Origin of the sequence: Halopelagius fulvigenes (assembly GCF_042662625.1) — an archaeon.
Lineage (GTDB): Archaea > Halobacteriota > Halobacteria > Halobacteriales > Haloferacaceae > Halopelagius > Halopelagius fulvigenes.
The window spans coordinates 1767176-1793171 of the sequence record NZ_JBHSXH010000015.1 but is presented as its reverse complement, the minus strand read 5'-3'; the positions used below and the strand labels follow the sequence as shown (position 1 = coordinate 1793171).

General features: G+C 69.0%; 25 protein-coding genes and 1 pseudogene. 10 read left to right on the top strand and 16 right to left on the bottom strand.

The window, feature by feature from the left end; translation table 11 throughout:
- Positions 1-23: 23 nt before the first annotated feature.
- Together ACFQEV_RS19510 and ACFQEV_RS19505 are read left to right on the top strand one after the other, a co-directional pair.
- Positions 24-524 carry a DUF1850 domain-containing protein gene (locus ACFQEV_RS19510; protein WP_379699684.1) on the top strand — a complete coding sequence of 167 codons (501 nt, stop codon included), beginning with the start codon at positions 24-26 and terminating at the stop codon, positions 522-524.
- Positions 521-3451: a TRAP transporter permease gene (locus ACFQEV_RS19505; RefSeq protein ID WP_379699682.1), complete on the top strand. Its 2931-nt coding sequence runs from the start codon at positions 521-523 to the stop codon at positions 3449-3451. The genes ACFQEV_RS19510 and ACFQEV_RS19505 overlap by 4 nt, the downstream gene beginning before the upstream one ends.
- A gap of 4 nt (positions 3452-3455) precedes the next feature.
- Here the strand turns inward: ACFQEV_RS19505 and ACFQEV_RS19500 are convergent, their stop codons facing one another.
- Together ACFQEV_RS19500 and ACFQEV_RS19495 are read right to left on the bottom strand one after the other, a co-directional pair.
- Entirely contained in the window at positions 3456-4592 is a 1137-nt protein-coding gene (locus ACFQEV_RS19500; RefSeq protein ID WP_379699680.1) for an NAD(P)/FAD-dependent oxidoreductase, read from the bottom strand.
- 64 nt (positions 4593-4656) lie between these two features.
- A pseudogene (locus tag ACFQEV_RS19495) lies at positions 4657-5269 on the bottom strand (IMPACT family protein).
- Positions 5270-5373: 104 nt separating this feature from the next.
- On the opposite strand from ACFQEV_RS19495, the gene ACFQEV_RS19490 reads away from it, so the two are divergent.
- Positions 5374-5679: a hypothetical protein gene (locus tag ACFQEV_RS19490; protein ID WP_379699678.1), complete on the top strand. Its 306-nt coding sequence runs from the start codon at positions 5374-5376 to the stop codon at positions 5677-5679.
- A 53-nt stretch (positions 5680-5732) separates the two neighbouring features.
- Here ACFQEV_RS19490 and ACFQEV_RS19485 read toward each other — a convergent pair whose 3' ends face one another.
- A complete protein-coding gene (locus tag ACFQEV_RS19485; RefSeq protein ID WP_379699675.1) occupies positions 5733-6236 on the bottom strand; it encodes an amino acid-binding protein in 504 nt (167 codons plus the stop codon).
- Between the two features lie 110 nt (positions 6237-6346).
- Between ACFQEV_RS19485 and ACFQEV_RS19480 the strand changes: the two genes are divergently transcribed.
- Positions 6347-7051, top strand: a complete 705-nt coding sequence (locus ACFQEV_RS19480) for a hypothetical protein (RefSeq protein WP_379699963.1) — start codon at positions 6347-6349, stop codon at positions 7049-7051.
- 21 nt (positions 7052-7072) lie between these two features.
- Here ACFQEV_RS19480 and hisB read toward each other — a convergent pair whose 3' ends face one another.
- Positions 7073-7672, bottom strand: a complete 600-nt coding sequence (gene hisB / locus ACFQEV_RS19475) for an imidazoleglycerol-phosphate dehydratase HisB (RefSeq protein ID WP_379699673.1) — start codon at positions 7670-7672, stop codon at positions 7073-7075.
- Between the two features lie 190 nt (positions 7673-7862).
- Between hisB and ACFQEV_RS19470 the strand changes: the two genes are divergently transcribed.
- Entirely contained in the window at positions 7863-8069 is a 207-nt protein-coding gene (locus ACFQEV_RS19470; RefSeq protein WP_379699671.1) for a hypothetical protein, read from the top strand.
- Between the two features lie 109 nt (positions 8070-8178).
- Entirely contained in the window at positions 8179-8448 is a 270-nt protein-coding gene (locus ACFQEV_RS19465; RefSeq protein WP_379699668.1) for a hypothetical protein, read from the top strand.
- Here the strand turns inward: ACFQEV_RS19465 and hisA are convergent.
- Positions 8391-9131 (bottom strand): 1-(5-phosphoribosyl)-5-[(5-phosphoribosylamino)methylideneamino]imidazole-4-carboxamide isomerase, encoded by a 741-nt coding sequence (hisA, locus tag ACFQEV_RS19460; protein ID WP_379699665.1) that lies wholly within the window; start codon positions 9129-9131, stop codon positions 8391-8393. The genes ACFQEV_RS19465 and hisA overlap by 58 nt on opposite strands.
- 213 nt (positions 9132-9344) lie before the next feature.
- On the opposite strand from hisA, the gene glmM reads away from it, so the two are divergent.
- Positions 9345-10712, top strand: coding sequence for a phosphoglucosamine mutase (gene glmM / locus ACFQEV_RS19455; RefSeq protein ID WP_379699662.1), 1368 nt, complete (start codon positions 9345-9347; stop codon positions 10710-10712).
- Positions 10713-10894: 182 nt separating this feature from the next.
- Here the strand turns inward: glmM and ACFQEV_RS19450 are convergent, their stop codons facing one another.
- The 11 genes from ACFQEV_RS19450 to ACFQEV_RS19400 form a co-directional block, all read right to left on the bottom strand.
- Positions 10895-11467, bottom strand: coding sequence for a putative glycolipid-binding domain-containing protein (locus ACFQEV_RS19450; RefSeq protein ID WP_379699659.1), 573 nt, complete (start codon positions 11465-11467; stop codon positions 10895-10897).
- 181 nt (positions 11468-11648) lie between these two features.
- Positions 11649-11897, bottom strand: a complete 249-nt coding sequence (locus ACFQEV_RS19445; protein ID WP_379699656.1) for a hypothetical protein — start codon at positions 11895-11897, stop codon at positions 11649-11651.
- A 3-nt stretch (positions 11898-11900) separates the two neighbouring features.
- Positions 11901-13067 carry a DUF7118 family protein gene (locus ACFQEV_RS19440; RefSeq protein WP_379699654.1) on the bottom strand — a complete coding sequence of 389 codons (1167 nt, stop codon included), beginning with the start codon at positions 13065-13067 and terminating at the stop codon, positions 11901-11903.
- 10 nt (positions 13068-13077) lie between these two features.
- Positions 13078-13449: a phosphoribosyl-AMP cyclohydrolase gene (gene hisI / locus ACFQEV_RS19435; protein WP_379699652.1), complete on the bottom strand. Its 372-nt coding sequence runs from the start codon at positions 13447-13449 to the stop codon at positions 13078-13080.
- Between the two features lie 120 nt (positions 13450-13569).
- A complete protein-coding gene (locus ACFQEV_RS19430) occupies positions 13570-14616 on the bottom strand; it encodes an A24 family peptidase (RefSeq protein WP_379699650.1) in 1047 nt (348 codons plus the stop codon).
- 171 nt (positions 14617-14787) lie between these two features.
- Positions 14788-15177 carry a ferredoxin Fer gene (fer, locus tag ACFQEV_RS19425; RefSeq protein WP_379699648.1) on the bottom strand — a complete coding sequence of 130 codons (390 nt, stop codon included), beginning with the start codon at positions 15175-15177 and terminating at the stop codon, positions 14788-14790.
- A 113-nt stretch (positions 15178-15290) separates the two neighbouring features.
- The gene (locus ACFQEV_RS19420; RefSeq protein WP_379699646.1) at positions 15291-16448 is read right to left on the bottom strand and encodes an inorganic phosphate transporter; all 1158 of its coding nucleotides are present in this window, start codon (positions 16446-16448) and stop codon (positions 15291-15293) included.
- 101 nt (positions 16449-16549) lie between these two features.
- Positions 16550-17857: an O-acetylhomoserine aminocarboxypropyltransferase/cysteine synthase family protein gene (locus ACFQEV_RS19415; RefSeq protein WP_379699643.1), complete on the bottom strand. Its 1308-nt coding sequence runs from the start codon at positions 17855-17857 to the stop codon at positions 16550-16552.
- An 86-nt stretch (positions 17858-17943) separates the two neighbouring features.
- Positions 17944-18294, bottom strand: a complete 351-nt coding sequence (locus tag ACFQEV_RS19410) for a hypothetical protein (RefSeq protein WP_379699640.1) — start codon at positions 18292-18294, stop codon at positions 17944-17946.
- Between the two features lie 153 nt (positions 18295-18447).
- Entirely contained in the window at positions 18448-19683 is a 1236-nt protein-coding gene (gene metX / locus ACFQEV_RS19405) for a homoserine O-acetyltransferase MetX (protein ID WP_379699637.1), read from the bottom strand.
- A gap of 7 nt (positions 19684-19690) precedes the next feature.
- The gene (locus ACFQEV_RS19400) at positions 19691-20980 is read right to left on the bottom strand and encodes an O-acetylhomoserine aminocarboxypropyltransferase/cysteine synthase family protein (RefSeq protein WP_379699634.1); all 1290 of its coding nucleotides are present in this window, start codon (positions 20978-20980) and stop codon (positions 19691-19693) included.
- A 102-nt stretch (positions 20981-21082) separates the two neighbouring features.
- Between ACFQEV_RS19400 and ACFQEV_RS19395 the strand changes: the two genes are divergently transcribed.
- The 3 genes from ACFQEV_RS19395 to ACFQEV_RS19385 all read left to right on the top strand — a co-directional run bounded on the left by ACFQEV_RS19395 (position 21083) and on the right by ACFQEV_RS19385 (position 25898).
- Positions 21083-23497 carry a HEAT repeat domain-containing protein gene (locus tag ACFQEV_RS19395; RefSeq protein ID WP_379699632.1) on the top strand — a complete coding sequence of 805 codons (2415 nt, stop codon included), beginning with the start codon at positions 21083-21085 and terminating at the stop codon, positions 23495-23497.
- A 66-nt stretch (positions 23498-23563) separates the two neighbouring features.
- Positions 23564-25669, top strand: coding sequence for an NAD-dependent DNA ligase LigA (ligA, locus tag ACFQEV_RS19390; RefSeq protein WP_379699630.1), 2106 nt, complete (start codon positions 23564-23566; stop codon positions 25667-25669).
- 61 nt (positions 25670-25730) lie between these two features.
- The gene (locus tag ACFQEV_RS19385) at positions 25731-25898 is read left to right on the top strand and encodes a hypothetical protein (protein ID WP_379699627.1); all 168 of its coding nucleotides are present in this window, start codon (positions 25731-25733) and stop codon (positions 25896-25898) included.
- The last annotated feature ends 98 nt before the right edge of the window (positions 25899-25996 follow it).

Genomic DNA, 25996 nt, shown 5'->3' with positions numbered 1-25996 from the left:
CCCCACCGCCTATCGTCTCGACAATGAACGGACGAACGCTCGGCCGGTTCGCTGCTCTCTTTCTCGTACTCGTCCTGACGGTAGGGGCGAGTGCGGCGGTACCGGGAGGTAACGTACTCGTCGTCAGCGACGCCGAAACCGGCGAAGAACTGCTGACCGTCCCCGTCTCCGACGGGACGACCGTCGCGATAGCGTACACTCACAGCGTCGAGAAGACGCAGGTGATAGACGAGTACACCGTCCGCGGCGACGAGTTGGAGATGACGCGGATGGTGTTTCACTCGTTCGGCGCCGGCCTCCCCGCCCGCGCGGACGTTCGACAGGTGAACGGGTCGTTCGTCTTCGACCCGCCGGGGTCCTACGAGGAGTTCTACGTCAAGCCCGGCCGCGTCGCCGGCCACGAACTCCGCGTCGGCGACGAGACGTACGACCTCGTGAGCCTCTCCGACGCGCGGAGCGTCCGCCTCAGCATCGAACAACGGTCGCTTCTGGACCGGGCCCTCCCCGCCTTCACACGACAATGACTGACACACACGACGACGGTCGGTCGGCCGACCGACGCATCGACGACGGAGAACGCGCGAGCGACTGCCGTTCGGACGAGCGTTCCGACGCCTCGACACCGGATGCGGGCGCGGAGCGGTCGTATCTGACCGACGGCGGACGAGACACCGACGACGCCGAAGACGCGGACGCCGACGCGAACGCGGACGGCGTGGACGCTGCGCCGGAGGGCGCGGCCACCGACGCGGTCGACGAGGAGATGTCCGAGGAGGAGGCCCAAGAACTCATCGAGGAGATAGAGCGGAAGCGCTCCTTCGCCGGGCCGGCGGCGGTTCTCGTCTCCGCCATCGCCATCACTTTCTCGCTGTTTCAGGTGTGGCTGGCCGCCCGCGGGTTCGAGTTCCGAGCCGAACTGCCGTTCGTCGGCGAAATCGACCTCGGCGCGCTCCAACTCCTGCAGGTCAACGCCGTCCACGTCGCCTTCGGCCTCATGCTGGCGTTTCTCCTCTTCCCCCCGACCACCGGCGACGGCGCGATAGCGCGCAGACTCGCCGCCGTCGTCCCCGCACTCCGCGACCGGTTGGGCGGCGACAACCCCGTCACCCGCGCGGCCGTCGGCGCGCGCGGCGTCGTCCGGTGGCTGGCGGTGGACCCGGAGCGAGAGCGCATCACGCCGATAGACGCGGTGTTCGTCGTCTGCGCCGCGGCGACGGCCGCGTACATGGTGCTCGAGTTCAAGGAGATTCAGCAACTGCGCGTCCTCGGCCTCCAGTCGGGCCGAACCGTCGCGGAGTACCTCGGCCCCGACGGCCCGTTCGCGGCGGTGGCGAACGTGATTCCGCTCGGCGAGATAGTGGGCGTCCTGCCGTTCTCGGACGTCGCCTACGCCTACGTCCTCGGCGTCGTGGGCGTCCTCCTCGTCCTCGAAGCGACGCGGCGGTCGCTGGGCGTCTACCTGATGCTCATCGTCGCGTCGTTCATCGTCTACGCGCGGTACGGCTACCTCATTCCGGGGAGCGCGCCCCTCGTCGGCGTCCTCTCCATCCCCGAGGGGTCGTGGGCGAACATCGTCCAGAACCTCTGGTACAACACCGAAAACGGGGTGTTCGGCATCCCGGTGACGGTGTCCGTGCAGTTCATCTACATCTTCATCCTCTTCGGCGCGTTCCTCGAGATGTCCGGCGCGGGGCAGTGGTTCATCGACCTCGCGTACGCGGCGACGGGGACGCGCCGGGGCGGCCCCGCGAAGGCGTCCATCCTCGCGTCGGGGTTCATGGGGACGATTTCGGGCTCGTCCATCGCCAACACCGTCACCACCGGCGCGTTCACCATCCCCCTGATGAAGAAGTCGGGCTACCGCCCCGAGTTCGCGGGCGGCGTCGAAGCCTCGGCGTCGTCGGGCGGGCAGATTCTCCCGCCCGTGATGGGCGCGGCGGCGTTCCTGATGATAGAGTTCATCGGCGTGCCGTTCTCCGACATCATCGTCGCCGCCACCATCCCGGCCGTCGTGTTCTTCTTCGGCGTCTGGGTGATGGTCCACCTCGAAGCGGTGCGCGCCGATATCGGCGGACTCGACGCGAGCGAAGTCGTCGCCGTGCCGAAACACCTCCGGAAAGGGTGGTTCTACCTCGTCCCCATCCTGCTTCTGCTGTACTTCCTCCTCGTCGAACGCCTGACGGTCGCTCGCTCGGCGTGGTACACGCTGGTCGCCATCATGGCGCTCATCGCCGCCGTCGCCGCGTACAACCGGCGGACGCGCGTCCCCCTCGTCGGGAGCATCGCCGCGCTTTTGCTCGCGCAGTTCGTCTCGTTCCTGCTGACGGGCGTCGGCGTCGTGGACGCCGCGACGGGCGGCGGGGACGGCGGCATGTCGCCCGTCGCCGCCGCCTCGGCCGCCGCGGGTGACCTCGGAACCGTCGTCGTTCTCGTGAGTCTCGCGTTCCTCGTCGTCCGCCGGCAGACCTACTCGCCGCTGATGGACCTCGACCCGGCGGTGGACGAGACGAGCGAGCGACTCTCTGCCGCCGTGCGCCGCCCCCGACTGGCGAACCTGAGCGCCACCCGGTACGTGGCGTTCCTCGGCAAGTCGCTCGACTCGGGCGCGCGGACGGCGACGGAAGTCGTCATCGCCGTCGCCGCCGCGGGCATCATCCCCGGCGTCGTCAGCGCGACGGGCCTCGGCCCGAACCTGACGGCCCTCATCAAAGCCGTCGCCGCGGGCTCCATCGTCCTGCTACTGCTGTTCACCGCCATCGCCTCCATCATCCTCGGGATGGGGATGCCGACGACGGTGACGTACATCATCCTCGTGTCGCTCCTCGGCCCGGCCATCGCCCAGTCGAGCGACATTCCGCTCCTCGCGGCGCACCTGTTCATCCTCTACTTCGGCGTCATCGCCGACATCACGCCGCCGGTGGCCGTGGCGGCGTACGCGGCGTCCGGCATCGCCCGCTCTGACCCGTTCAAGACGGGTATCGAGGCGTTCTCGCTGTCGCTCAACAAGGCCATCGTGCCGTTCGCCTTCGCGCTCACCCCCGGCATCCTCCTGCTCCGCGGGCGCGGCGCGGACGCGCGAGTCATCACGTTCGCCGACGTGGCCGACGTCGGCTGGTTCGTCCCTCAGGTGGTCGTACCCGTCGCGGGCGTGTTCGTCGGCGTCGTCGCCCTCGGCGTCACCGTCATCGGCCACATGTACGGACCGGCCGACCGCTCGGACCGCGCCCTGTTCGCGGCGTCGGCGCTGTTGCTGATGGCTCCGATGCTGGTTCTCAACGCCTTCACCGACCTCACCGGCGCGGTGGGCCTCTTGGAGAACTTCGGCGACCCGGTGGTCGTGGACGTGGCGATGCGCGCCGTCGGCGGCGCTATCTTCGGCGCACTCGTCCTCCAGAACCGTCGGAGCGCCGACGAGGAGGCCGAACCGACGGCCGTCTCGGCCGGCGACTGACGGCTCAGAACCGCCCGACGCCGAACTGCGAGACGTCCGTTTCGGGCGTCTCGCCCCGGACCGCCTGCGCGACCAGTTTTCCGCTGTACGGCCCGAGTTGGAGACCCGTCGGTCCGTGTCCGGTGGCGAGGTACGCGCCGGCGACGCCGGGGACCTCGCCCAAGACGGGGTGGCCGTCCTCGCTCAGCGGTCTGAGTCCGACGCGCGACGTTCGGAGCGACGCGTCCGACAGGCCCGGCGCGACGCGGAGCACCTCGTCGAACACCTCGCGCAGGCCCGCGACGGTGGTGTGCGGAGCGAACCCCGCGCCCGTCTCCCTGGTCGCGCCCGCGGCGACGCGGCCGTCGTCCCACGACACCATGTAATGGCTCCGGAACGGGCTGACGATGGGCCACCCCTCGGTGTCTTCGTCCACGTCGAGGTGGACTATCTGCCCCCGTTGCGGTTCGACGGGCACCTCGACGCCCAACTGCGACTCGAACGCCGCCGACCACGCGCCGCCGGCGACGATGACGTTCTCGGCTTCGACCGTCTCCCCGTCGGCGAGCGTGACGCCCCGAACGTCGCCGCCTTCGACGAGAATCTCCGCGACGCCCCCCTCGCGTTCGGTCAGGCCGTGCGCCCGTCCGGCGCGCCGGAGGGCCGCCTCGAACGTCCGCCCGTCCACGCGGGCGGCGTCGTCGTAGTGGAACGCGCGTTTCGTCTCCGCGAGGGGCGGAAACCGGGCTTTCGCCTCCTCGGAATCGAGCTCGCGTATCGTCCCGGGCGCGGGCGTCCCGTACTCCGCTCGCCGCTCGCGGACGAGTTCGAGCGTCTCGTCGTACGCGTCGGCTTCCGCGCCGTTCACGGCGACTGCGAGGAGTCCGCGCTCCGCGTACCCGTGGGGACCGTCCTGTTCGGCTTCGAGTGCGGGCACCAACTCGTCGTAGTACGCGACGGCCTCGACTGCGAATCGAACCCACGTCTCGTCGTCTCTGCTCGTCGTCGCCGGCGAGAGGATGCCCGCGCCGGCGTCCGTCGCGCGGCCCTCGTCGCGGCGGTCGACGAGGAGGGCGTCGGTCCCCTCGCGGGCGAGGTGGTAGGCGACGGACGACCCGACGATGCCGCCGCCGACCACTACCGCGTCGTATCTGTCTGTCACGAACGGGGCGAGGGAATCCGGCGACGTGAGTGTACCGCTCCCGGCGGTTCGGACGGGGGAGGAGTTACGAGATGTCGGCTCGACCGCTGGTGGCGCTTCTGATGCGGTCTCTCAGTTCCGCGCCGTCCGCGACGGGCACTTGAACGTCGAAGGAGACGTCCTCCTCGTACGCGGCGTCGAACTCGGCGTCTGCGCTCTCTAAGATGCCGCGGACGGTCCCGGAGTCGTCGTACTCGACGGCGACGGAGAACGTTTCGTGGGGCAGTTCCTCGACGACGCCCGCGTCTTCGAGTGCCTCCTTGACGCCGCGGGAGTCCGCCGACGCCGAGGTTCGTCCCGCCGTAGTAGCGCGTGACGACGGCGGCGACGTTCCGAATCTCCTGCTGGACGAGGACGTTCAGGGCCGGGTCGCCCGAGGACCCGGACGGTTCGCCGTCGTCCGAGGCGTACTCGCGGAGCATCGTTCCCGCACCGGCGGACGCTCCCCCCGCGGGGACGCGGTAGGCGGGCACGTTGTGCGTCGCGTCGGGGTGTCGCTCGGTTATCTCGGCGACGAACGCCTCCGCCTCCTCGACGGTGCTCGCGGGCGCGACGTAGCCGATGAACTCCGAGCCTCGTATCTCGAAGGCGGCCTCGCCGCGCCCGGCGACGGTGCGGTAGGCGTCGTCGTCGCTCATGCGTGGCGGTAGGCCCGCCATCGGTCAAAAGGGTTCGTACGCGTCGGCGGCTATCGGTCGGCCGGAAACGCGGACTTACGGGGCGGAGGGTGCTATTCGAGGCTATGCCCATTGACGGCGAAACGTTCGAGAGCGGCGACGAACGGCCCTCCATCGAGAACGAGATACTCCGCTTCCTGCACGGCAACCCGGAGGAGGCGTACAACGTGCGGGAGATCGCCGAGCGAGTCGTCGATTTGGGGCGGTCGGAGTCGAACGTCGGGGACGCGGACATCGAGGAGTTCGTCGGGTGCGCTCTCGACCTCGCGACGGTCAACTCGATCCTCGACAAACTCGTCGATAACGGGCGACTGGAGCGGCGCATCGTGGACGCGGGGCGGGGAAGAAGAAGCTACTACCGGGCACCGTAAGCTGAGGGTCCCGGTTCCGAGACGGGGGACGCGACGTTGCGGGCCGACGCGACTCAGGCGATGGATATCTTCCGGACGAACTCCAGAGCGGAGAGTTCGTTCAACAGGTCGCCCGGCAGGGGTTCGTCGGTGACGATGTACAGCTTCGGTTCGTTGGTGAACTCGGGGTCCTCGCTTATCGTCTGGCGGATGGAGATGTCGCGCGCCGCGAGTCGGGACGTGACGTCGGCGACGATGCCGGGTTCGTCGGCGTCGCCGACTTCGACGGTGAGCACCGAGAGGTCCAACACGGGCGCGAGGTCCATCAGGCTCGGGATGGAGGAGATGTTCTGGAAGATGCGGCGGAGTTCCTCGTCTTCGAGAATCGCGCTCGTCGTCGAGTCCACGACGCGGCGGTCCACGTCGATCTCGCGCGCGATGCCGGTGTTCGGAATCTCGATGCCGCCGGAGACGACGCGCCCCTCGTCGTTGACCGAGAACCCCCGTTCGAGGAGGAGTCGGATGACAGCCTGTTGGCTGGGACTCCCCTCGAACTTCTGCATGATTTCGTCGAACATCCGTCGGCGGACGTTCGCGGCGGGCGGCTTTAATTCTGTACCACCGAGAACGGGCGACGGCCCGTCTGCCGGGGCTTTAATCCGTCCGACGGCGAGAGGTGGACGTGCCCATGCGCCAACTTCGCTCCTGCGACTTCTGCGGCGCCGACGCCGACGGCGTCTACGAAGTGCTGCCACCGGAACTGTCCCCCGCGGAGGGCGAACAGCGTCGCGTCGTCCTCTGCGGCGACTGCTCTTCGACGCTCGAAGCCGTCCTCGAACCGCTCCTCGACCGTCTCGGCGTCGAGAGCGGCGGAGGTGGCGGCGAGGACGGAACCGTCGGAAGCGGCGACGGCGACGGGCGCGACGAAACAACCGACTCGCTCGGGTCGAACTCCCCGATGGTGGCGGGCAGAGACACGGACGACCAACTCTCCGCGGAGGCGTCCGACGACTCGCCGAGCGAACCCGCGGCGACGGCGGACGCGGCGTCCGACGACGCGACGGCGGACGCCGAGACGGCCGGCATCGCCGACGCGACGGACGAGGAGGCGGGCGAATCCCTCCAAGCGGCGGGGGGCGACGACGCCGGCGAACGCGGGGCGACGGGGACGGACGAGGGGGAAGACACCTCCTCGGCGGACGAGGAACCGCCGCAGTTCCGGAAGGTGATGCGCCTCCTGAACAACCGCGAGTTCCCCGTCGAACGGGCCGAGGTGGAGGAACTCGCCGCCGGCGCGTACGACTTAGACGACGACCACGTCCGCGACATCATCGACTACGCCGTCGAACGCGGCGTCCTCGCGGACGACGGCGGGACGCTCAGAAAATCCTGACCGCTTCGTTTCGGCCCACGACTACAGTTCGCCCTTGGTGCTCGGCGTGTCGCTCCGCCGGGGGTCCACGCGCGTCGCGTCGTCGAGCGAACGCGCGAGCGCTTTGAACAGCGCTTCCACCTCGTGGTGGGCGTTGACGCCCGACACCTCCGCGTGGAGCGTCAACCTGGCGTTCATCGCGAGCGAGTACGCGAAGTGCCGGGCCATGTCGCTCGTGAATTCGCCGATTCGGTCCTGCGAGAACTCCCCTTCGAAGCCGAAGTACGGCCGACCGCTCACGTCCACGACGACGCCCGCGACTGCCTCGTCTAAGGGCACCTTCCGGTCGGCGTAGCGGACGATGCCGCGCTTCTCACCGAGGGCCTCCGCGAACGCCTCCCCGAGGACGATGGCCACGTCCTCGACGGTGTGGTGGTCGTCCACGTGCAGGTCGCCGTCGCACTGGACCGTCAGGTCGAACAGGCCGTGTTTGGCGAACGCTTCGAGCATGTGGTCGAAGAAGCCGAGTCCGGTGTCTACGACGGCGTCGCCGTCGCCGTCCACGGCGAGCGTCAGGTCTATCGTCGTCTCCGCCGTCTCCCGCGAGACGGCCACCGTGCGTTCCGCGGCGTCGTCGCTCATGCCTCCCAGTTCTCGCCCTCCCGTATGACGATTGCGCTCGCGGCACTCGGTTTTTCGACGGGTTCGACGCTCGAACGCCCGGAGGGGACGAGAGACGTCCGATTCTGGGCGTCGTACTCCCGGTAGATACCGAACCTCGTCAGACGGCCGTCTGCCGGATATTAATTGGGGACGCGCACAGAGGGGCGGTATGGCCATGCGCTGGAAGGGGGCGGCGGTGGCGTTGTACACCCTGTGTCTCGGGAGCCTGCTGCTGTTCTCCCGGTCGGGCACGGAGACGGCGTTAGGTGTCGCGCTCATCGTCCTCGCGTCCGCCGCCGTGGTGACGGCGGTGACGAACCGGTCCGCGGACGGAGTGCGACGCGACGGGCGCGGACGCGGGACGCGGCGGGAGTGAACCCCTCCGTTTCCGGTCGAGCGTCCGCCCGCGAGAGCGTCCGACAGCGTCGCATCCCCGCAGAGAGCGTCTGACGTAGATCGATACGGGGCGGAGCGAGCGCTCGGATATGGGTCCGAAGCGGGCGGTGCTGACGGGAGTGACGTTGCTCGTGAGCGTCCCGTACATCACCTCGGCGACGCTCTCGGACGTCGGCGTCGGCCTCGTCGTCGCGGGCGCGGGCGTCTACGCGACGGCGGAGTTCGTCGCCGTCGCATCGCCGAGCGACTCTCGTTCTGACCGCCCGTTCCTCGAACGACTTCGGCCCCGTACTCTGACTTCTTACTCGGACTCCCCGGCGGCGGCCGCCGCCTCGCGGAGCGTGAACGTGCCTTCGTAGAGCGCGGTTCCGACGACGACGGCGGCGGCACCGGCGTCCCGCAGGGCGCGCACGTCGTCGAGTGAGGCGACGCCGCCCGAGGCGACCACCGGGATGTCCACCGCCTCGACGACGCGCCTCGTCACGTCCGTCTGGACGCCCTCCATCCGCCCTTCGACGTCCACGTCGGTGAACAGAATCGCGCCCGCGCCGAGTTCCTCGTACCGACTCGCGGCCTCCGCGGGGTCGAGTCCGGTGCTCTCGGTCCACCCGGAGACGAGCACTTCGCCGTCCTTCGCGTCGAGACTCACCATCGCGCGGCCGGGGTAGTCGTCGCTTATCTCCTCGACCAACTCGGGGTTCTCCACCGCCGCGGTGCCGAGGATGACGCGTTCGACGCCCCGTTCGAGGAGGTTCGCCGCGTCGTCGGCGGTTCGGATGCCGCCGCCGAGTTGCACCGGCACGTCCACGGCGTCTACGACGGCTTCCACCGCGCCGGCGTTCTTCCGTTCGCCCTCGAACGCGCCGTCCAGATCGACGAGGTGGAGCGTCTCCGCCCCCTCGCCGACCCAGCGCTCTGCGGCCTCGACCGGGTCGCCGTAGCGCCTCTCGGTGCCGCGTTCGCCCTGCACCAACTGCACGACTTCGCCGTCCTGCATGTCCACCGCGGGGACGACTTCGAACGAGGGAAACGCCTCTGTCATGGGGAACCCTCCTCGTGCGCCGCGCCTAAAGGCTCCGGAGGCGGCGGAACGAAGCGGTGGTACCACGGGATTGACTCACGTCCACTTTTCCGCGCCGACGGTTCGCTCCCGTCCGTCAGAACGCCGACCGGTCGGACGAACCGATAACTCGACACCGAAAAAGGTCACTGTGGTTCGGAACGGCTTTGTCGCCGGGCGAACCAGTACCCCACGATGAAACTGTTCGGTTCGAGTGGGACGCGAGGGGTGGTCGGCGACGGCCTCTCCCCGGAGTTCGTCCTCCGGGTGGCGAAGGCGGCAGGGACCGTCTGGGACACCGACCGCGTCGTGGTGTCGCGCGACACCCGGACGACGGGGGAGATGCTGTCGAACGCCGCCGAGAGCGGACTGGCCAGCGTCGGGGTGGACGTCGACCAGCTCGGCGTCGTCCCGACGCCGGGCGTCGTCCGCTACTGCGAAGTCGAGGAGGTGCCGGCCGTCGTCATCACCGCCTCGCACAATCCGCCGGAGTACAACGGCATCAAGCTGGTCGGGTCCGACGGCGTCGAACTCTCCGTCGCCGAACTCGAACGCATCGAGAACCACATCCTCTCGGAGCAGTTCTCGACGGCGACGTGGGACGAAGTCGGCCACGTCCGAACCGTCGAGTCGGCCAACCGCGAGTACGTCGAGGACCTCCTCTCGTCGGTGGACCGAGAGAAGATAGCCGAGGCGGACCTGACCGTCGCCCTCGACCCGGGCCACGGCGCGGGCGCGCTCACCAGCCCGGAGTTCTTCCGCGAACTCGGCTGCGAGGTCGTGACGGTCAACGCCACGCCGGACGGCACCTTCCCGGGCCGCAACTCCGAACCAGTCGGGAGCGAACTGGAGGACCTCTGTCGCCTCGTGAATGCCGCCGACGCCGACGTGGGTATCGCCCACGACGGCGACGCCGACAGGGCCGTCTTCGTGGACGAGAACGGCGAGTTCATCCCCGGCGAGTCGTCGCTGGCGGCCCTCGCCGCCGAGAACTTATCGGAGGGCGACACGACGGTGGCCGCCGTCAACGTCTCGCAACGACTCGTGGACGTCTGCGACGAGGTGGGCGCGGACCTCGAACTGACGCCCATCGGCGCGACGAACATCATCACGCGCATCCGCGAACTGTGGGCGCGCGGGGAGTCGGTCCCCATCGCGGGCGAGGGCAACGGGGGGATATTCTTCCCGAACTTCCGCCTCGTCCGCGACGGCGCGTTCGTCGGCGCGAAGTTCCTCGAACTCGTCGCCGACACCCCCGCCAGCGAACTCGCCGCGCCGTACGAAGACTACCACAACGTCCGCGTGAACCTGGAGTACGAGACGGAGGCGGAACTGGAGGCGATGCTCGACGCCGCCCGCGAGTACGCCGAGAACTCCGAGGCAACGCCGAACACCACCGACGGCTACCGCCTCGACTACGGCGACGCGTGGGTATTGGTCCGCCCCTCCGGAACCGAACCGAAAGTGCGCGTCTACGCCGAGTCCAGTGACCTCGGACGCGCCCAAGAACTCGCTGACGGGGCGGAGGCCGCGCTTCGCATCGCTCTCAACTCAGTTCGCTGAACAGACTGCGAACCCGCTCGATACGGTCTCTTTCTCTCTTTCTCGACTCCGTCGAAACCGTGAGAGACGGATTGGAACTGCGCACCGGAGAGAGGGGGACACTCAGCACGGTGAACGCGTTCGATTCGGGTCTCCGCGTCCCGCAGGCCGGTACCTGCGAGCGCAGAGCAGATTATCGGCGGTTACGACGGCGAGACCCGGTCGAACAGTCCCGGATAATCGACGACGAGTCCGTCCGAGTCGACCGGTAACTCGGCCGTGAAGCCGCTGGATACGCTTTCGTAGCGATACCGTCCGCCGTCCTCGTCGATCGGATCGAGGCAGGTGTACCTCTGAGAGGCGGCTTCGACGCGTAGTTCGGGCACCGAGATATATGCGACCTGCACCTCGGCTGACTCGTTCTGGCCGAGTTCCAAACGTCGAATCGGGAGTGTGTTGCTGAACGGCGTTGCCGAAATATCTACGTCGATGCACCCACGTAGCGCCGATACCTCCGCTCCTCGACCATCGGTCCATCGGCCTTCCCCATCGGCCCGAAGTGTCATCGATTCCGGTTCCTGGCCGAGGGTGGTAACGTCCACTCTCCGAGTGTGATACCGGCGGTCGCACTCGACTTCGTAGCGGGCGCGAAACGACGTACCATCGACCGAACCGACGACGACGCCCTCAGCAGCGACACCTGCTGAGTCCTCGATGAGATGGAGAGATTCTATCCCGACCCCTGCGGCCGGTGACCAGAATACGTCTCGGTTCATAACCGGATACTGCTGCGGGCGCAAATAGTCGTATCTTTTTGGACACTACGCTCTCTGTACCTACCGGCGTGGTGCCGTTCCATCCGAACCACCCACCGTGCTGCACGCGCGCGTTCTATCCAGCACGACCGCTGATACCGACCACCCGATCGAGGGGTTCGTCGAACCTCCGGAAGCGACCTCAAAGGCTGATGATGCCGAACAGAAAGCAGAGCAGGCCGAGAAACAGGAGGACGGCCCCGCGCTCTATCGACACGTCCTCGACCGGATCGTCGGATGCCTCCTCGCGTTCGTCCGGGGGTAAGAGCCACGCCGTGGGGTCCTCTTCGACGTCGAGGCGCGCGGCCGCCCGGCGGGTCCGCAGCGCTCTCGTCGCGTAGAACAGACACACTGCGCCCGCGACGAACGCGGTGGCGGCGACGACGACCACGCGTCAGTCCTCGTCCGTCTCGTCGAGGGCCGCCGCGAGGCGGGCGCGCGCCTCCCGGACGGCTTCCAGTTCCGTCTCGACGGCCCCCGACCGGAGGCGGGAGAGTTGCTCGTCGGTCACTTCGCTGCGGGCGCGCGCGGCGGTTCGGAGGCGGGCGTAGTCCTCGCGGTACGTCAGGTCCCGCACGCGGCGCAGGGTGACGACGGTGTCCTCGGAGGCGAACCGATCGAGGAGCGAGATTATCTCGTCGGCGCGGCGGCGGAGAACCTCCGCCCGCGGCGGCGGCCACGAGACGACGAGGGGGTCCGCGCCGAGTCGTTCGAGGTACGTCCGGTGGACGGCGACGGACGTCTGAAGCGCCGCCGCGTCGTCGACGTAGTGGTCGAGTTTCGACCCGGAGTAGCCGGTGTACTCCAGCAGTTTCGGTATCGGGTGGTCGCCGCCGGGGTTCTCGCGCACGTACGCGAGGACGTCCCGCGGCGGCGACTGGAAATCGACCAACGGGTACGACTCCGCCGTCGCCGGCAGGTCGAGCACTTCGCGGGCGGGGGCCTCCTCTTTCCACGTCTGAAACTCCTCGCGGACCGACTCGGCGTACGCCTCGATGGGCTCTCCGAGGCGTTCGACGGGGGCGTCCAAGTCCGCCTCGCCGAGAGCGACCAGATCGGCCAGTTCGTCGACTCGTTCGTCTAACTCCTTCAGTCGGAGGGCGGCGTCGCGGCGCGCCGCCTGCAGTTCCTCGCGGGCCTCCGCGCGCCGTTCGAGGAGTCCTTCGAGTCGGGCCGCCGGTTCGAGGTCACCGCGCGCGCCGTCGAAGTCGCGTGCGCGGAGTCGCCTGCGGTCCATGCGTTCGGCGGCGGCCTCGAACGCGTCGCGGACGGGCACGTCCTCGGGGAGGTCCTCGACGAGGCCGAGGAACTCGTCTTGGAACCGCACGTACGCCTGAAAGTCGCCCGTGCCGGTCGCGGAGTCCTCGTAGTCGTCGAGGAGCGTCGTCGCTCGTCGGTACGCGCCGACCGCGCGGTCCACGGCGTCCTCGCCGTGGTCCGCGATGTCGGACTCGACGTCGTCCACGGCCGCTCTCGCCTCGCGGAGTCGCCGAACGAGGTCCGAGACGTCGGGGTCGGTCGCCCCGTCCTCGCCGGCGTCCGCCGTTGTGGCGTCTGTCATCGTCTGTCGGTCAGTCGTCGTACACCTCGTCGGGGTCGAAGACGCGTTCGCCGACCGTCTCGCCGTCGATAGTGCGGTAGAAACACGAGCGGTGGCCGGTGTGGCACGCGCCGCCGGTCTGTTCGACGACGTACAGGAGCGTGTCGGCGTCGCAGTCGACGCGCACCTCCGCGACGGTCTGGGTGTGTCCGCTCGTCGCGCCCTTCTCCCACAGTTCGTCCCGACTCCGGGAGTAGTAGTGCGCCCGCCCCGTCTCGCGCGTCCGTTCGAGGGCTTCGGGCGAGACGTACGCGAGCATCAGCACCTCCCCGGAGTCGGCGTCCTGTGCGACTGCGGGGACGAGTCCGTCCTCGCCGAACTCCACCTCCACGTCCTCGGTCATCGCGTCGAACCATGCGGTGCCGGCCGATATGTCTTTTGTACCGACCGAGGCGTCAGTCGGCCGCCGTCCGCCGGCCGAAGCGGACGCCGGCGTTGTACCCCGAAGAGAGAAAACGACGCCTCAGACGAGTCCGAGCGCACCGACGGCGCCGAACAGCACGTCGCCGTAGGCGAACGCGACGACGGTGCCGAAGAACATCGGGACGAGGAACGGGATGCCGGGCGAAATCCACACCTCGTCGGCCGTCGTCACGACGTCGAGGCCCTCGCGGAGTTTCTCGGGCGTCGTGCCGTACGCCGACCCCTCGATGGAGTCGAGGAACGCCTCCGCGCCCCACTCGTCCTCGGCGTCGAGGATAGTCGTCGCGGCGTCAGCGTCAGCGTCGGTGTCGGAGTCGGCGTCAGCGTCAGTGTCTGAGTCGGTATCCGCGGCGGCGACGGTACCCCCGTCTGCGGCGACGCCCGCGCCGACTGCGCCGTCGGTGGGGTCGTGCGTCCGGGAGATACCGGCGGGGTCGCGGTGACCCTCGGGGTCGCCTCTGAGCGCCGCGAGCGTCGTCCCGCGCCACCGAAGGTACATCCGGAGGGCGTCGATGTCGAGTCCGTTCCGGGTGTAGCCGTCGGGCGTCTCGAACAGGCGGCCGTGGGCCGTCGAGAGGTCGACGGTGGGGATACGCCGCCCGAAGAACAGGAGCGGAACCTCCGTGTCGCCGTCGAGGACGTTCCGGACGGCCATCGCCAGCGGGTAGCCGAGGGCGAAGATGACCGTGTTCGTGAGGACGGTCATCGAGAACACGCCGAGCGTCGTCGCCTCCGCGGGGAGCGCGATTCCGGGCAGGTAGTACGTCGGGAACGTCGGCAGCAGTATCGAGAAGGTGATGAGCGCCTTCGCGTCTGCGCCGCCGAACCCGCCGAGATACCAGAATGCGTACGAGAGCGGTGCGACGAACAGCAGGCTCACGCCCACGCGGACGAAGAACAGGCGGTCGGCTAACGTCGCGAACGACAGGTGTCCGAGGGCGTCCCACGCGAGGAGGACGACGCCGAGTGCGACGAGCGGATACCACGTGACGCTCGGGACTCGACGCGTCTCCACGTCGCGCCAAGCCGCCCACCCCAACGCCGGGATGACGAGGAGTCGGAGCAGGTCGGGTACGGTGGCGAACATACAGGCGAACTGCACCGGGGGGAGTTATTGCTTTGGTATCCTGAAAGTCGAGAAACACGACTGGTAGACGGGTATATGATAGGTATTGTCACACCCACGGCGGCGGTGAGGACCTCCTCTGCGGCGACACGTCGCGCGCGACGACCGAAAGAAAGTGTCGGGGTGAACGCCTCAGATGACGCGGTTCTGGAGGTAGTCGAGATGCTTCGCGTTGTAGACGATTTTGACCTCTTCGGCCTCCGGGGAGCCGATGCAGGTCAGGCGGACGTTCTTCTCGGAGACCTCCTCGTCCGAGAGAATCTGCTGCATGTCCATCTCGATTTCTCCCTCGAAGAGGATGGCCGCGCAGTTCGCGCAGGCGCCGGCGCGGCACGAGAAGGGCCAGTCGTAGCCCTGCGCCTCGGCCGCTTCGAGGATGTACTCGCCCTGATTGACGTCGAGCGTACCGTAGTCCTCGTCGCCGAGGTCGGCGTCGGAGGCCTTCTCGAAGAGGTCGTCGTCGTCCATGTCCCAGCCGTTGTCATCGAGTACGTCGTAGTTGAGGTATTCTACCGTGGGCATCACGCCACGGTTGGAAACCCACACCATTAGACTTTGCTGTTCCTCCCGCCCAACGACGGTACAACCCCGCCGCCGTCACCGGACGCACGTCCAGCGTGTCCAACCGAATATGATTAGACCGAGGTCAGCGCGAACAGCGCGTACGACGCCGCGGCCGACAGCGACGGGGTGAGGAGCCAAAAGAAGATGACCCGGCCGGTCGTCCCCGGATCGAATAGATTCCGTCCCGCGAGGTCGGTCTCGGACTCCTCGCCGACGGCCGGGACGTTCTCGTCCGTCTCGGCGGTGAGTGCGTTGACGGACATCCCCGGCGACTTGCCGCCGAGGGCCTCGCCGATGGTGACGGAGCGAGTCGCCCGCCCCCACCCGAGGCCGACGATACACATCGTCGCGGAGACGGCCAGGCTGGCGGGGATGCCCAGCCACGACAGGAACGCGATGAGCGATGCCGACACCGTCTCGACGACGAGTGCCGCCAGAATCGGCAGTTCGGTCAGGTCGTTTCCGACCGTGTCCAGCGTCCGGCGGGCGATGGTGAACGCGCCGAGGCCGATAGCGCCCGACGCGAGGAGGATGGCGGCGTCGATGCCGACGGCGCCGTTACCGACCAACGGCGCGACGGCGTTGGCGGCGTTCGACGCGCCCGCGGAGAACGCCATGTAGCAGGCGATGACGACGACGAGGACGATGCTCCCGAGTTCTCTAGACGTGGTGTTCGGCCCGAACGTCGGGCGGGGGACCGCCCCGGAGCGGTCAAGCGTCAGAAGCGGTCCGGGCGAGCGGTCGAGTTTCAGTCTCGCGTCGAGGTACGGGTAGACGTACCGCCCGACGACGGCGCAGATCCAGAAGGCGATGACCGGCGAGACGATCCACCACGAGATGATCTCGAGCATGACCTCCGCGTTGAGCGTGCCGGTGGCGACGCCGAGGCCGGCGATGGCGCCGACGGCGGTCATCGACGTGGAGGCGGGGACGCCGAAGGTGTTCGAGATGAGGAGGGCGAGGCCGACGAAGAAGAGGACGGCGACGCTCGCCGCCAGCGTGAACTGGCTCTCCGGGACGATCTGACCGCCCATGGTCTGGATGACGTTTCGCCCGGCGGTCCACGCGCCGAGGAAAGCGAATCCGGTCATCAACGCCGCGGCGGCGAGTTTCGAGACGATGTCGCTCCCGACCGCCGGACCGAACGCGACGCCGGTCGAAGAACCGCCGATGTTGAATCCGACGAACGCGGCGACTACGAGTCCGATAACGAGGAGTACTTCGACCACGTACGCCTACTCGAAAGCGGACGGTTAAATTCCGACGGTTTGCGGAGGACCGAACCCGCGGACGGGGCGTCGGTCCCCGCTCGGTTCGACGCCGACGCGACTCAGTTCGTCGCGGAGTCGATGGCCTGCGCTAAGTCCGCGATGATGTCGTCTGCGTCCTCGATGCCGACCGAGAGGCGGACCATGTCGGGCGTCACGCCCGCGGCCGCTTGCTCCTCCTCGGTGAGTTGCTGGTGCGTCGTCGAGGCGGGGTGGATGACGAGCGTCTTCGCGTCGCCGACGTTCGCCAACAGGGAGGCGAGTTCCACGTCGTTCACCGTCTCCTTGGCCGCCTCGTACCCCGCCTCTAACCCGAACGTTATCATGCCGCCGTAGCCGCCGTCTAAGTACTCCGACGCCTCCTCGTGGGTCTCGTGGCTCTCCAGTCCGGGGTAGTTCACCCAGGAGACGGCGTCGTGGTCCTCCAGGAACTCCGCGACGGCCATCGCGTTCTCGCAGTGGCGGTCCATCCGCATCGGAAGCGACTCCAGTTTCTCGATGGTGTTCCACGCGTCGAACGGCGATTGGGAGTTGCCCAGGTCGCGCAGGCCGCGGGCGATGGCGGCGTACGTGAACGCCGCGTCGCCGAACGTCTCCGCGAAGTTGACGCCGTGGTAGGCGGGGTTGTCCTGCGCTATCTCGGGGTACTTCTCGGCGTGGTCGGCCCACGGGAACGACCCGCCGTCCACGAGGACGCCGCCGACGGTCGTCCCCGCGCCGTGAATCCACTTCGTCGTGGAGTTCCACACGAGGTCTGCGCCATGTTCGATGGGGCGGCAGAGGTACGGCGTCGCGAACGTGTTGTCCACGAACAGGGGGACGCCGTTGTCGTGGGCGATGTCGGCGATTCGCTCGATGTCCGGCGTCACGAGGGCGGGGTTGCCGATGGTTTCGAGGTGGACGTACGCGGTGTCGTCGTCGATGGCCTCCTCGTAGGCGTCGTAGTCGAGCGTATCGACGAACTTCGTCGTCACGCCGCGGCGTTCGACGGTGTGGGTCAGGTACGTGTACGTCCCGCCGTACAGCGACGAGGCGGAGACGACGTTGTCGCCCGCCGACGCCAGAAGGAAGTTCGCTAAGTCGAACGCCGCCATCCCGGACGCCGTCGCCGCCGCGCCGACGCCGCCTTCGAGGGAGGCCAGACGCTCCTGCAACGTGGCGAGCGTCGGGTTCATCAACCGCGAGTAGATGTACCCCTCCTTCTCCAGGGCGAACTGGCTGGCCGCGTCGTCGGCGTCCTCGAAGACGTACGAGGTGGTCTGGTAGATGGGCGGTGCGCGCGCGCCCGTCGCCGGGTCGGGTTCCTGCCCGGCGTGCAGGCTTCGCGTGTCGAATCCGAGCGGTCTCTCCTCGTCGTTCTCGTCGGACATACCCGCCCGGTTCGTCCGGGCGTGTGGTAAACACCCACGTTCTCACAAAATACGCCGGTGGCTCGGAGGCGGACGGAGAAGAAAGTTCAGACCGCGTGCGCGTCGGCGACGGACGCGCCCGCGAAGAGGAGAACGAGGGCGACGGCGCCGACGGCGAGTCCGGCGAGCGGCGTCAGGGCCAGAAGCGGCGTCGAGAGGACGACGATGGCGACGACGGCGAGGAGGCCGCCGAACGAGACGCCGATGGTTCGCGCGCCCAGTCCGTCCGGGATGAGGGCGACGTACGTCGCGCCGAGGGCGACGACGAGGGACGCGGCACCGACGGCGGTGACGGCGCCGACGGCGACGGTTTCCGTGAGCAGGAGGTACGCGACGTAGTACGCCGGAATCGCGGCTAGAAGCGCCGCGATTCGGCCGGCGAATCGGAGCAGAGGCATACCCGAGTCGTCGTCCGAGACGGACAAATTCCTTCGGGTCGGCGGGGAAGCGGCGTCAGTCGGTCTTCGGGGGCGCCAACGCCGCCGCGAGGAGGACGACGACGGCGACGAACGCGAATCCGAGGAGGCCGACGAGGCGCGGAAGGGAGGGCGTCATCCCGAAAACAGGCTGTTGTGGACGGGCGCGAACTGCGACCCGTCGTCTATCTCCTCGTCGTCGTCGGTGTCGTGAATCGCTCGGCCCTCGACGCCCGTATCGAGGAAGTCGCGGAGTGGCGGGCCGACCTTCTCGGGTTCCACGAGGAAGGCGTCGTGGCCGTGGTCGGACTCGACGACGTGGTGGGCGACGGGCACGTCGGCGTCGCGGAACGACTCCGCGAGGGCCTCAGACTGCTCGGTGGTGAAGTGCCAGTCGCCGGTGAACGACATCAGGAGGGTCTCGCCCTCGTATGCGGCGACGGCGCGCGTGTCGTCCTCGTACCCCTCCGAGAGGTCGTAGTCGTCCATCGCGCGGGTGAGATACAGGTAGGAGTTGGCGTCGAAGCGGCCGACGAACTTCTCGGCCTGATAGTCGAGGTACGACTCCACGTCGCGATAGGGGAAGAAGGAAGCCGCGGGGTCGGCGGGGAACGCGTCGCGCGTGGCGTCCCGTCCCGCCGCCCGGCGGCCGAACTTCTGCTCCATCGACGACTTCGAGAGGTACATCACGTGCCCGAGTTGCCGCGCGAGGGCGAGGCCGTTCTTCGGCCCCGGCGCGCCGTCGGCGTCGCCGTCCGCCTCGCCCGACTCGTAGTAGTCGCCGCCGTTCCAGTCGGGGTCGGTGGTGATGGCGCGGCGGGCGATGGCGTCGAGGGCGAGACACTGCGGGTCCAAGCGCGGCGCGGTGGCGACGGCGGCGACGCGGCGCACGTCGTCCGGGTAGCGCTTCGCCCAGTCGAGGGCGTTCATCCCGCCGACGCTCCCGCCGACGACGGCGTGCAGGCGACCGACGCCGAGTTCGTCCAACAGGAGGCGTTGGGAACGCGTCCAGTCGCCGACGGTCACGGGCGGGAAGTCGGTGCCGTACGGGTCGCCGTCCGGTCCTTCGCTCGGCGGGCCGGAGGTGCCGTAACACGACCCGGGGACGTTCGCGCAGACGACGAAGTAGTCGTTCGTGTCGACGGCCTTCCCCGGGCCGACGATGTCGTTCCACCACGCGCGGGCCTGTCCGGTCGTCTCGGACCCGTAGCCCGCGACGTTCTGACTGCCGGTGAGGGCGTGACAGACGAGGACCGCGTTATCTCCGTCGAACTCGCCGTAGGACTCGTAGGCGACGCGGAGATTCGGTATCTCCTCGCCGCACTCGAAGTCGAACCGGCCCACGTCGACGGTTCCGCTGTCGGTCTTCATGGTGTCCTCATGCGGATGCGGCGTCCTCCGTCGCGCGGCGAATCGCCCCGTCTAAGTCCGCGACGACGTCGCTCGCGTCCTCGATGCCGACCGAGAGGCGGAGCATGTCGGGGCCGACGCCCGCGGCGCGTTGTTCCTCGGCGCTCAACTGCGCGTGGGTGGTGGAGGCGGGGTGGATGATGAGCGTCTTCGCGTCGCCGATGTTGGCGAGGAAGGAGGCGAGTTCGACGTTCTCGCAGGTGCCCTTCGCCGCCTCGAAGCCGGCTTCGAGGCCGAACGTCACCATGCCGCCGTACCCTTGTCCGAAGTACTTCGAGGCGTTCTCGTGCGTCTCGTGGTCCTCGAAGCCGGGGTACGACACCCACGCCACGTCGTCGTAGTCGCGGAGGAACGTCGCCACCTCGCGGGCGTTCTCGCAGTGTCGCTGCATCCGAAGCGGGAGGGTCTCCAACCCCTGAATCGTCTGCCACGCGTCGAACGGCGACTGCTGGTTTCCGAGCGTTCGGAGCGACCGTTGGCGGGCGGCGACGGCGAACGCCCGGTCGCCGAACCGTTCGACGAAGTCGATGCCGAACGCGGGGTTCTCGCCGGAGAGTTCGTCGTAGTCGGCGTGTTCCCACGGGAACGCGCCGCCGTCCACGAGGATACCGCCGACGGTGGTGCCGGACCCGTGAATCCACTTCGTCGTGGACTCCCAGACGATGTCCGCGCCGTGTTCGATGGGGCGGCAGAGGTACGGCGTCGCGAACGTGTTGTCCACGACCAAGGGCGCTTTCGCCTCGTGTGCGATGTCGGCCAGACGCTCGAAGTCGGGCGTCTTCAGCGAGGGATTGGCGATGGTCTCGACGTGGACGAACGCGGTGTCGTCGTCCACGGCGTCCGCGTAGGCGTCGTAATCGAGGGTGTCCACGACGCGGACGTCCACGCCGCGTCGGGTCGCCATCTTCGTGAAGTACGTGGAGGTGCCGCCGTACATATCGGCGCTGGCGACGATGTTGTCGCCCGCGCGGGCGAGGATGCTCGTCGCGGCGTCGAGCGCTGCCATCCCGGACGCGGTGGCGACTGCGCCGACGCCCGCCTCCAACGCCGCCAACCTGTCTTCGAGAACTCGCGTCGTCGGGTTCGAGATGCGGGAGTAGACGTCGCCCTCGGCGTCGAGGGCGTACAGGTCCGCGGCGCGGTCCGCGTCCTCGAAGGCGTACGACGTGGTCTGATAGAGGGGCGGGGCGCGGGCGCCGGTCGCCGAGTCCGGTTCCTGCCCGGCGTGCAGGCTCCGGGTGTGGAAACCGTCGTTCATGTATCTCACGCATATTCCCGCGGCATCTTATAACCGGCGGTTACGGCATTCCGGGGCGGCCGCACCGAAGTGCTTTTTCCGGACTACCGTCGTCTCAGATGCATGTCGAAGGGGTTGGGTGAGACGGACGTGCGCGTCAGCGTCGCGTACGATGCCACGGTGTACGACCGCATCCGCGGCGGAGACGCGGACCCGCCGGCTGACGTCCGCCTCGTCGTCGGGGGACGAGAGGTCGGTCAGGGGAGGGACCACCTCCGGTGGCACCTCGACCAACTGCTCGCGGCGGTGTCGAGCGTCCTCGACGGCGAGGCGGCGGTCGTGGAGTTCTTCGAGGAACGGTTCGAGTTCCACTTCGAACCCGCGGGCGACGGCGTTGCGACGTGGTTCGCGTCCGCCCCGGAGTCGGAGGGCCCGGAGTTGACCTTCCCCGACGGGACGACGCCCGACTCGGAGGGCGCGGACGACGGAGACGACGACGCCGAATCGGGCGACGCCGAATCGGACGGCACCGAACCGAACCGCTCCGAACGCGTCGTCGCCGACCGGCGCGCACTCGTCGAGGAGGTGCTCTCGACCGTCGAGACGTTCTGTACCGCGGTGGTCGAGACGAACCCGGAACTCACCGAGAGCGTCGCCGGCCTCCGCGCCGAGATGCGGTCGCTCCAACTCGCGGCCGCGGAGTTCGACGAGTGGGGCCTCCCGGTCCGCCTCCTCGACGCGGTTGGCGACCGGGACCCGTCGGCCTCCGGAACGGAGTCCGACGACGCCGCCGAGCGACGGTCGGTCGCGCGGGGGGCGGAGTCCGGCGGCGTTTCGGCCGCCGCCGGTCGGGAGGCGGAGCGACGGCGAACCGTCGTCACGGCCGGCGGCGCGCGCGTCGGCGTCTCCGACCCGGACGGCCGGGCCGAGGCGGCGGAACGCGAATCGCGCGCCGTCGCCCGGATCTGGCTCTCCGACCCCTCGGTCGAATCGGTCGGCGAGGGCGACGCCGTCGGAATCGACCCCGGTTCGGAGGCGTTCGACGGGCGCGGAACGCGCTTCCGCGGCGAGGTGGTCGCCGTCTCCGACGGGCGCGCCCTCCTCGACGTGGGCGAGGGAACCGTGGCGTTCGACCCGAGCGAACTCGACGCCCGCGGGGAGACGCCGTCCGCCCGCCGGACGCCGGCCGGACGGGTCGCCGTCGGCGACAGACTCGCCGTCCGCACCGGGCGGACGGAGCTTCGCGGCCTCGACGCGGTGGTCGGCCCCTCGGTCTGCGACTGGTCCGAGGAGCGACTCCGCGAGGCGTTGGCCGACGCCGACCGCCGCGCCGAGGCGGCGACCGAACTGGCGCGCCGCGGCGTCCGGACCGCCGTTCCGATCCTGGTCGAGACGCTGGACGGCGACCTCTCCGCCCGGGACCGCCGGGCCGTCGTCCGGGCGTTGGACGTTCTCGCCGACCCGCGGGCGGTGGATGCCCTCGTCGGAGAACTCGCGGACGACGACGACGCGGTTCGGCGGGCCGCCGCGACGGCCCTCGCCACCGTCGGCGACCCGGAGGCGTTGGATCCCCTCCTCGGGGCCGCGACGGACGAAAGCGACGAGACGACGCGGTACGCCATGGTCCGGGCGGCGCGGGACGTGGACCCGACGGCGGCGATGGATCGCTTCGCGCACCTGCTCAGGACCGGCGACGACCCCGCAGTCAGAGAGACCGTGGTGCGCGTCCTCCGCGTCACGAACGGGGAACGCGCCCACGAACTCGTCCTCGAAGCGGTGGACGACCCCGACCCGTCGGTGGCCCGCGAGGCGATCTCCGTCGTTCGCTGGGCCGACGACGAACGGGCCGTCCCCGCGCTTCTCCGCCGGTTGAGCGACGACTCCCCCCTCGTCAGGCAGGAGGCCGCGGGGGCGTTCGCCGAACTCGGCGCGCGCGCGGACGAGTTCCGCGACGGCGAGGAGTTGTCCGATGCGACGCGCGAACGCGTGGTCGGAGCGCTCATCGAGCGACTGGACGACCCCGTCTCCGCCGTCCGGTCGTGGGTGATAGAGGCACTCGGCGCGCAGGCGCACCCGCGGGCCGTCGGCCCCCTCTGCGACGCATACGACGACGAGTCCGAACTCCGGTGGAACGTCGTCGCGGCCCTCGGCCGAATCCGCGACCCGCGGGCGATTCCGACGGTGGTGACCGCACTCGACGACGACGACCCGAGCGTCCGGCGGCGGGCGTGCCTCGCCAGCGCGCAACTGGGGACGGCCGCCGCGGTGTCGCCCCTCTCCGACCGGGCGACGTCGGACCCGAACGCGGACGTCCGCCGCGAGGCCATCGACGCCCTCGGCCGCCTCGGCGAGGAACCGGCGCGCGTCGCCGAGGCGATGGCGTCGGTGCTGGCGGACGACGACACGGCGCTCCGACGGGCGGCGGTGACGGCGCTCGGACGCGTCGGCGGCCCGGAGGCGCGCCGACTCCTCCGCGAGACGGCGGCGAACGACCCGCACGAGGCCGTCCGCGAACACGCGCGGGCGAAGCTGGAGTGAGGGGTTCGCCGCCGCTCTCGCCGCCCGGCGGTGGATTTTACCCCCCGGCGCGCACACCGGCGAACGATGAGCGAGCAGTCGCCCGGCGACGCGGAGTTCGAGACGGCGTACGCCGACGCGGGCAACCCGTACCTCGTCGAACCCGACACCGACTTCGAACCGGTCGAGGAACTCTCCTGCGAGGAGGCCGAGAGAGAGGTGTCTCTCCTGCGCGACGCCGTGCGCGAACACGACTACCGCTACTACGTCGAGGCGGACCCCCTCGTCGCGGACCGGACGTACGATAAACTGTTCGCCCGCCTGCAGGACCTCGAAGCGGCGTTCGGCTTCGACGACGAGGCGAGTCCGACCGGGCGCGTCGGCGGGGAACCGCTGGACGAACTGGAGACGGTCGAACACGTCGCGCCGATGCTCTCCATCGACCAGTCGGTCGAAGCCGAGGACGTCCGCGAGTTCGACCGCCGGGTCCGCGACGAGGTGGGCGAGGCGAACTACGTCTGCGAACCGAAGTTCGACGGTCTATCCCTGGAAGTCGTCTACCGCGACGGCGAGTTCGAACGCGCGGCCACCCGCGGCGACGGCGTCCGCGGCGACGACGTGTCCCGACAGGTCCGGACCATCCGGTCGGTGCCGCTGAAACTCCGCGGCGACCACCCGGAGTTCCTCGCCGTCCGCGGCGAGGTGTACATGCCGCGGGACGCCTTCCGCGAGCACAACCGCGAACGCGTCGAGAGGGGGAAGGAACCGTTCGCCAACCCGCGGAACGCCGCCGCGGGGACGCTTCGCCAACTCGACCCGTCCGTCGCCGCCGAACGACCGCTCGCGGTGTTCTTCTACGACGTTCTCGACGCGACGGACGCGCCCGACACGCAGTGGGAGACGCTGGATCGCCTCAACGCGTGGGGCCTCCCGACGAACGAACGCGTCGAACGCGCCGACGACATCGAGGGCGCGATCGAGTACCGGGACGCGTTGCTGGCGGAACGCGAGGACCTGAACTACGAGATAGACGGGACGGTCATCAAGGTGGACGCCCGCGGGAAACGGAAGCGACTGGGCGAGACGAACCGCGCCGTCCGGTGGGCGTTCGCCTACAAGTTCCCCGCCCGGTCGGAGGTGACGACGATCACCGACGTGGTGGTGCAGGTGGGCCGGACGGGTCGTCTCACGCCCGTCGCCCTGTTGGACCCGGTGGACGTCGGCGGCGTCACCGTCTCGCGCGCGTCGCTTCACAACCCCGAGGAGATAGCCCGCCTCGGCGTGAACGTCGGCGACGAGGTGCGCATCAAGCGCGCGGGCGACGTGATTCCGGACGTGGCCGAAGTCGTGGAGAAACGCGCCGACGGCACCTACGAGTTCCCCGAGGAGTGCCCCGTCTGCGGCAGTCCGGTCGAACGCGACGGCCCGATAGCCTACTGCACCGGCGGACTCGAATGCGGCGCACAACTCGTCCGCGCCGTCGGCCACTACGGGAGCAGAGGCGCGTTGGACATCGACGGACTCGGCGAGGAACGCGTCGAACAGCTCGTGGAGACGGGCCTCGTCTCGGAACTGGCCGACCTCTACCGCCTCGAACCGGACGAGCTCGCGGAACTCGACGGCTGGGGGCAGAAGAGCGCGGAGAACCTCGTCTCGGAGATAGACGACACCCGAAACCCGACGCTCTCGAACTTCCTCACCGCCCTCGGCGTCCCCGAGGTGGGCGAGGCGACGGCGCGGAACCTCGCCCGCGAGTTCGGACGGTTAGACGCCGTGATGGACGCGAGCGAGGAGGAACTCCGGGCGGTGGACGACGTGGGGCCGGCCGTCGCCGAGCGAATTCGAGAGTTCTTCGGGAACGACCGGAACCGGCGGGCCGTCGAGGCACTCCGCGAGGAGGGCGTCGAACCGGAGGCGCGGGCGGCCGACTCCGGCGGCGACGAACTCGACGGACTCACCTTCGTCTTCACCGGGTCGCTGTCGGTGACGAGGGACGAGGCGCAGGAACTGGTCGAACGCCACGGCGCGACGGCGACGACGACGGTGTCGGGCAACACGGACTACCTCGTCGTCGGCGAGGGCGCGGGACGGACGAAGCGAGACGACGCCGAGGAGAACGGCGTGCCCGAACTCGACGAGGATGGGTTCGCGGCGTTCTTGGACGAACGCGGTATCGACTATCCGCCGGAGTGAGGCGACTCGCCGCGGAGCGTGTCTGCGGTAGATAGATGTGGAGATTGACCGGACAGATGACGTGCCCTCCTACGAAGCGGAGTCGATGGACCTGAAGCGCATGGTCGCGGGTACTCACGTAAGCGTTCTCGGCCTCGGAGCCGCCCAATTCATACACTACGAGATCGGGTTTCTGGTGGTGCTGTTGGGCGTCGGAATCACCTACATCGGATGGACGTCTGAGAGATAATCGTCCCGTACCGAGCATCCGCGAGCGAAGCGAGACGGCAAGGCCGTCTCGCCCGCCGTTCGGACAACTCGGGGGTCGTCCGAAGACGAAGCGAGCGG

Coding starts and splice junctions, on each gene's coding strand:
- ACFQEV_RS19510 (WP_379699684.1), top strand. CDS start 24: ATGAACGGACGAACGCTCGGCCGGTTCGCTGCTCTCTTTCTCGTACTC.
- ACFQEV_RS19505 (WP_379699682.1), top strand. CDS start 521: ATGACTGACACACACGACGACGGTCGGTCGGCCGACCGACGCATCGAC.
- ACFQEV_RS19490 (WP_379699678.1), top strand. CDS start 5,374: ATGCCCATTGACGGCGAAACGTTCGAGAGCGGCGACGAACGGCCCTCC.
- ACFQEV_RS19485 (WP_379699675.1), bottom strand. CDS start 6,236: ATGTTCGACGAAATCATGCAGAAGTTCGAGGGGAGTCCCAGCCAACAG.
- ACFQEV_RS19480 (WP_379699963.1), top strand. CDS start 6,347: ATGCGCCAACTTCGCTCCTGCGACTTCTGCGGCGCCGACGCCGACGGC.
- hisB (WP_379699673.1), bottom strand. CDS start 7,672: ATGAGCGACGACGCCGCGGAACGCACGGTGGCCGTCTCGCGGGAGACG.
- ACFQEV_RS19470 (WP_379699671.1), top strand. CDS start 7,863: ATGGCCATGCGCTGGAAGGGGGCGGCGGTGGCGTTGTACACCCTGTGT.
- ACFQEV_RS19465 (WP_379699668.1), top strand. CDS start 8,179: ATGGGTCCGAAGCGGGCGGTGCTGACGGGAGTGACGTTGCTCGTGAGC.
- hisA (WP_379699665.1), bottom strand. CDS start 9,131: ATGACAGAGGCGTTTCCCTCGTTCGAAGTCGTCCCCGCGGTGGACATG.
- glmM (WP_379699662.1), top strand. CDS start 9,345: ATGAAACTGTTCGGTTCGAGTGGGACGCGAGGGGTGGTCGGCGACGGC.
- ACFQEV_RS19450 (WP_379699659.1), bottom strand. CDS start 11,467: ATGAACCGAGACGTATTCTGGTCACCGGCCGCAGGGGTCGGGATAGAA.
- ACFQEV_RS19440 (WP_379699654.1), bottom strand. CDS start 13,067: ATGACAGACGCCACAACGGCGGACGCCGGCGAGGACGGGGCGACCGAC.
- hisI (WP_379699652.1), bottom strand. CDS start 13,449: ATGACCGAGGACGTGGAGGTGGAGTTCGGCGAGGACGGACTCGTCCCC.
- ACFQEV_RS19430 (WP_379699650.1), bottom strand. CDS start 14,616: ATGTTCGCCACCGTACCCGACCTGCTCCGACTCCTCGTCATCCCGGCG.
- fer (WP_379699648.1), bottom strand. CDS start 15,177: ATGCCCACGGTAGAATACCTCAACTACGACGTACTCGATGACAACGGC.
- ACFQEV_RS19415 (WP_379699643.1), bottom strand. CDS start 17,857: ATGTCCGACGAGAACGACGAGGAGAGACCGCTCGGATTCGACACGCGA.
- ACFQEV_RS19410 (WP_379699640.1), bottom strand. CDS start 18,294: ATGCCTCTGCTCCGATTCGCCGGCCGAATCGCGGCGCTTCTAGCCGCG.
- metX (WP_379699637.1), bottom strand. CDS start 19,683: ATGAAGACCGACAGCGGAACCGTCGACGTGGGCCGGTTCGACTTCGAG.
- ACFQEV_RS19400 (WP_379699634.1), bottom strand. CDS start 20,980: ATGAACGACGGTTTCCACACCCGGAGCCTGCACGCCGGGCAGGAACCG.
- ACFQEV_RS19395 (WP_379699632.1), top strand. CDS start 21,083: ATGTCGAAGGGGTTGGGTGAGACGGACGTGCGCGTCAGCGTCGCGTAC.
- ligA (WP_379699630.1), top strand. CDS start 23,564: ATGAGCGAGCAGTCGCCCGGCGACGCGGAGTTCGAGACGGCGTACGCC.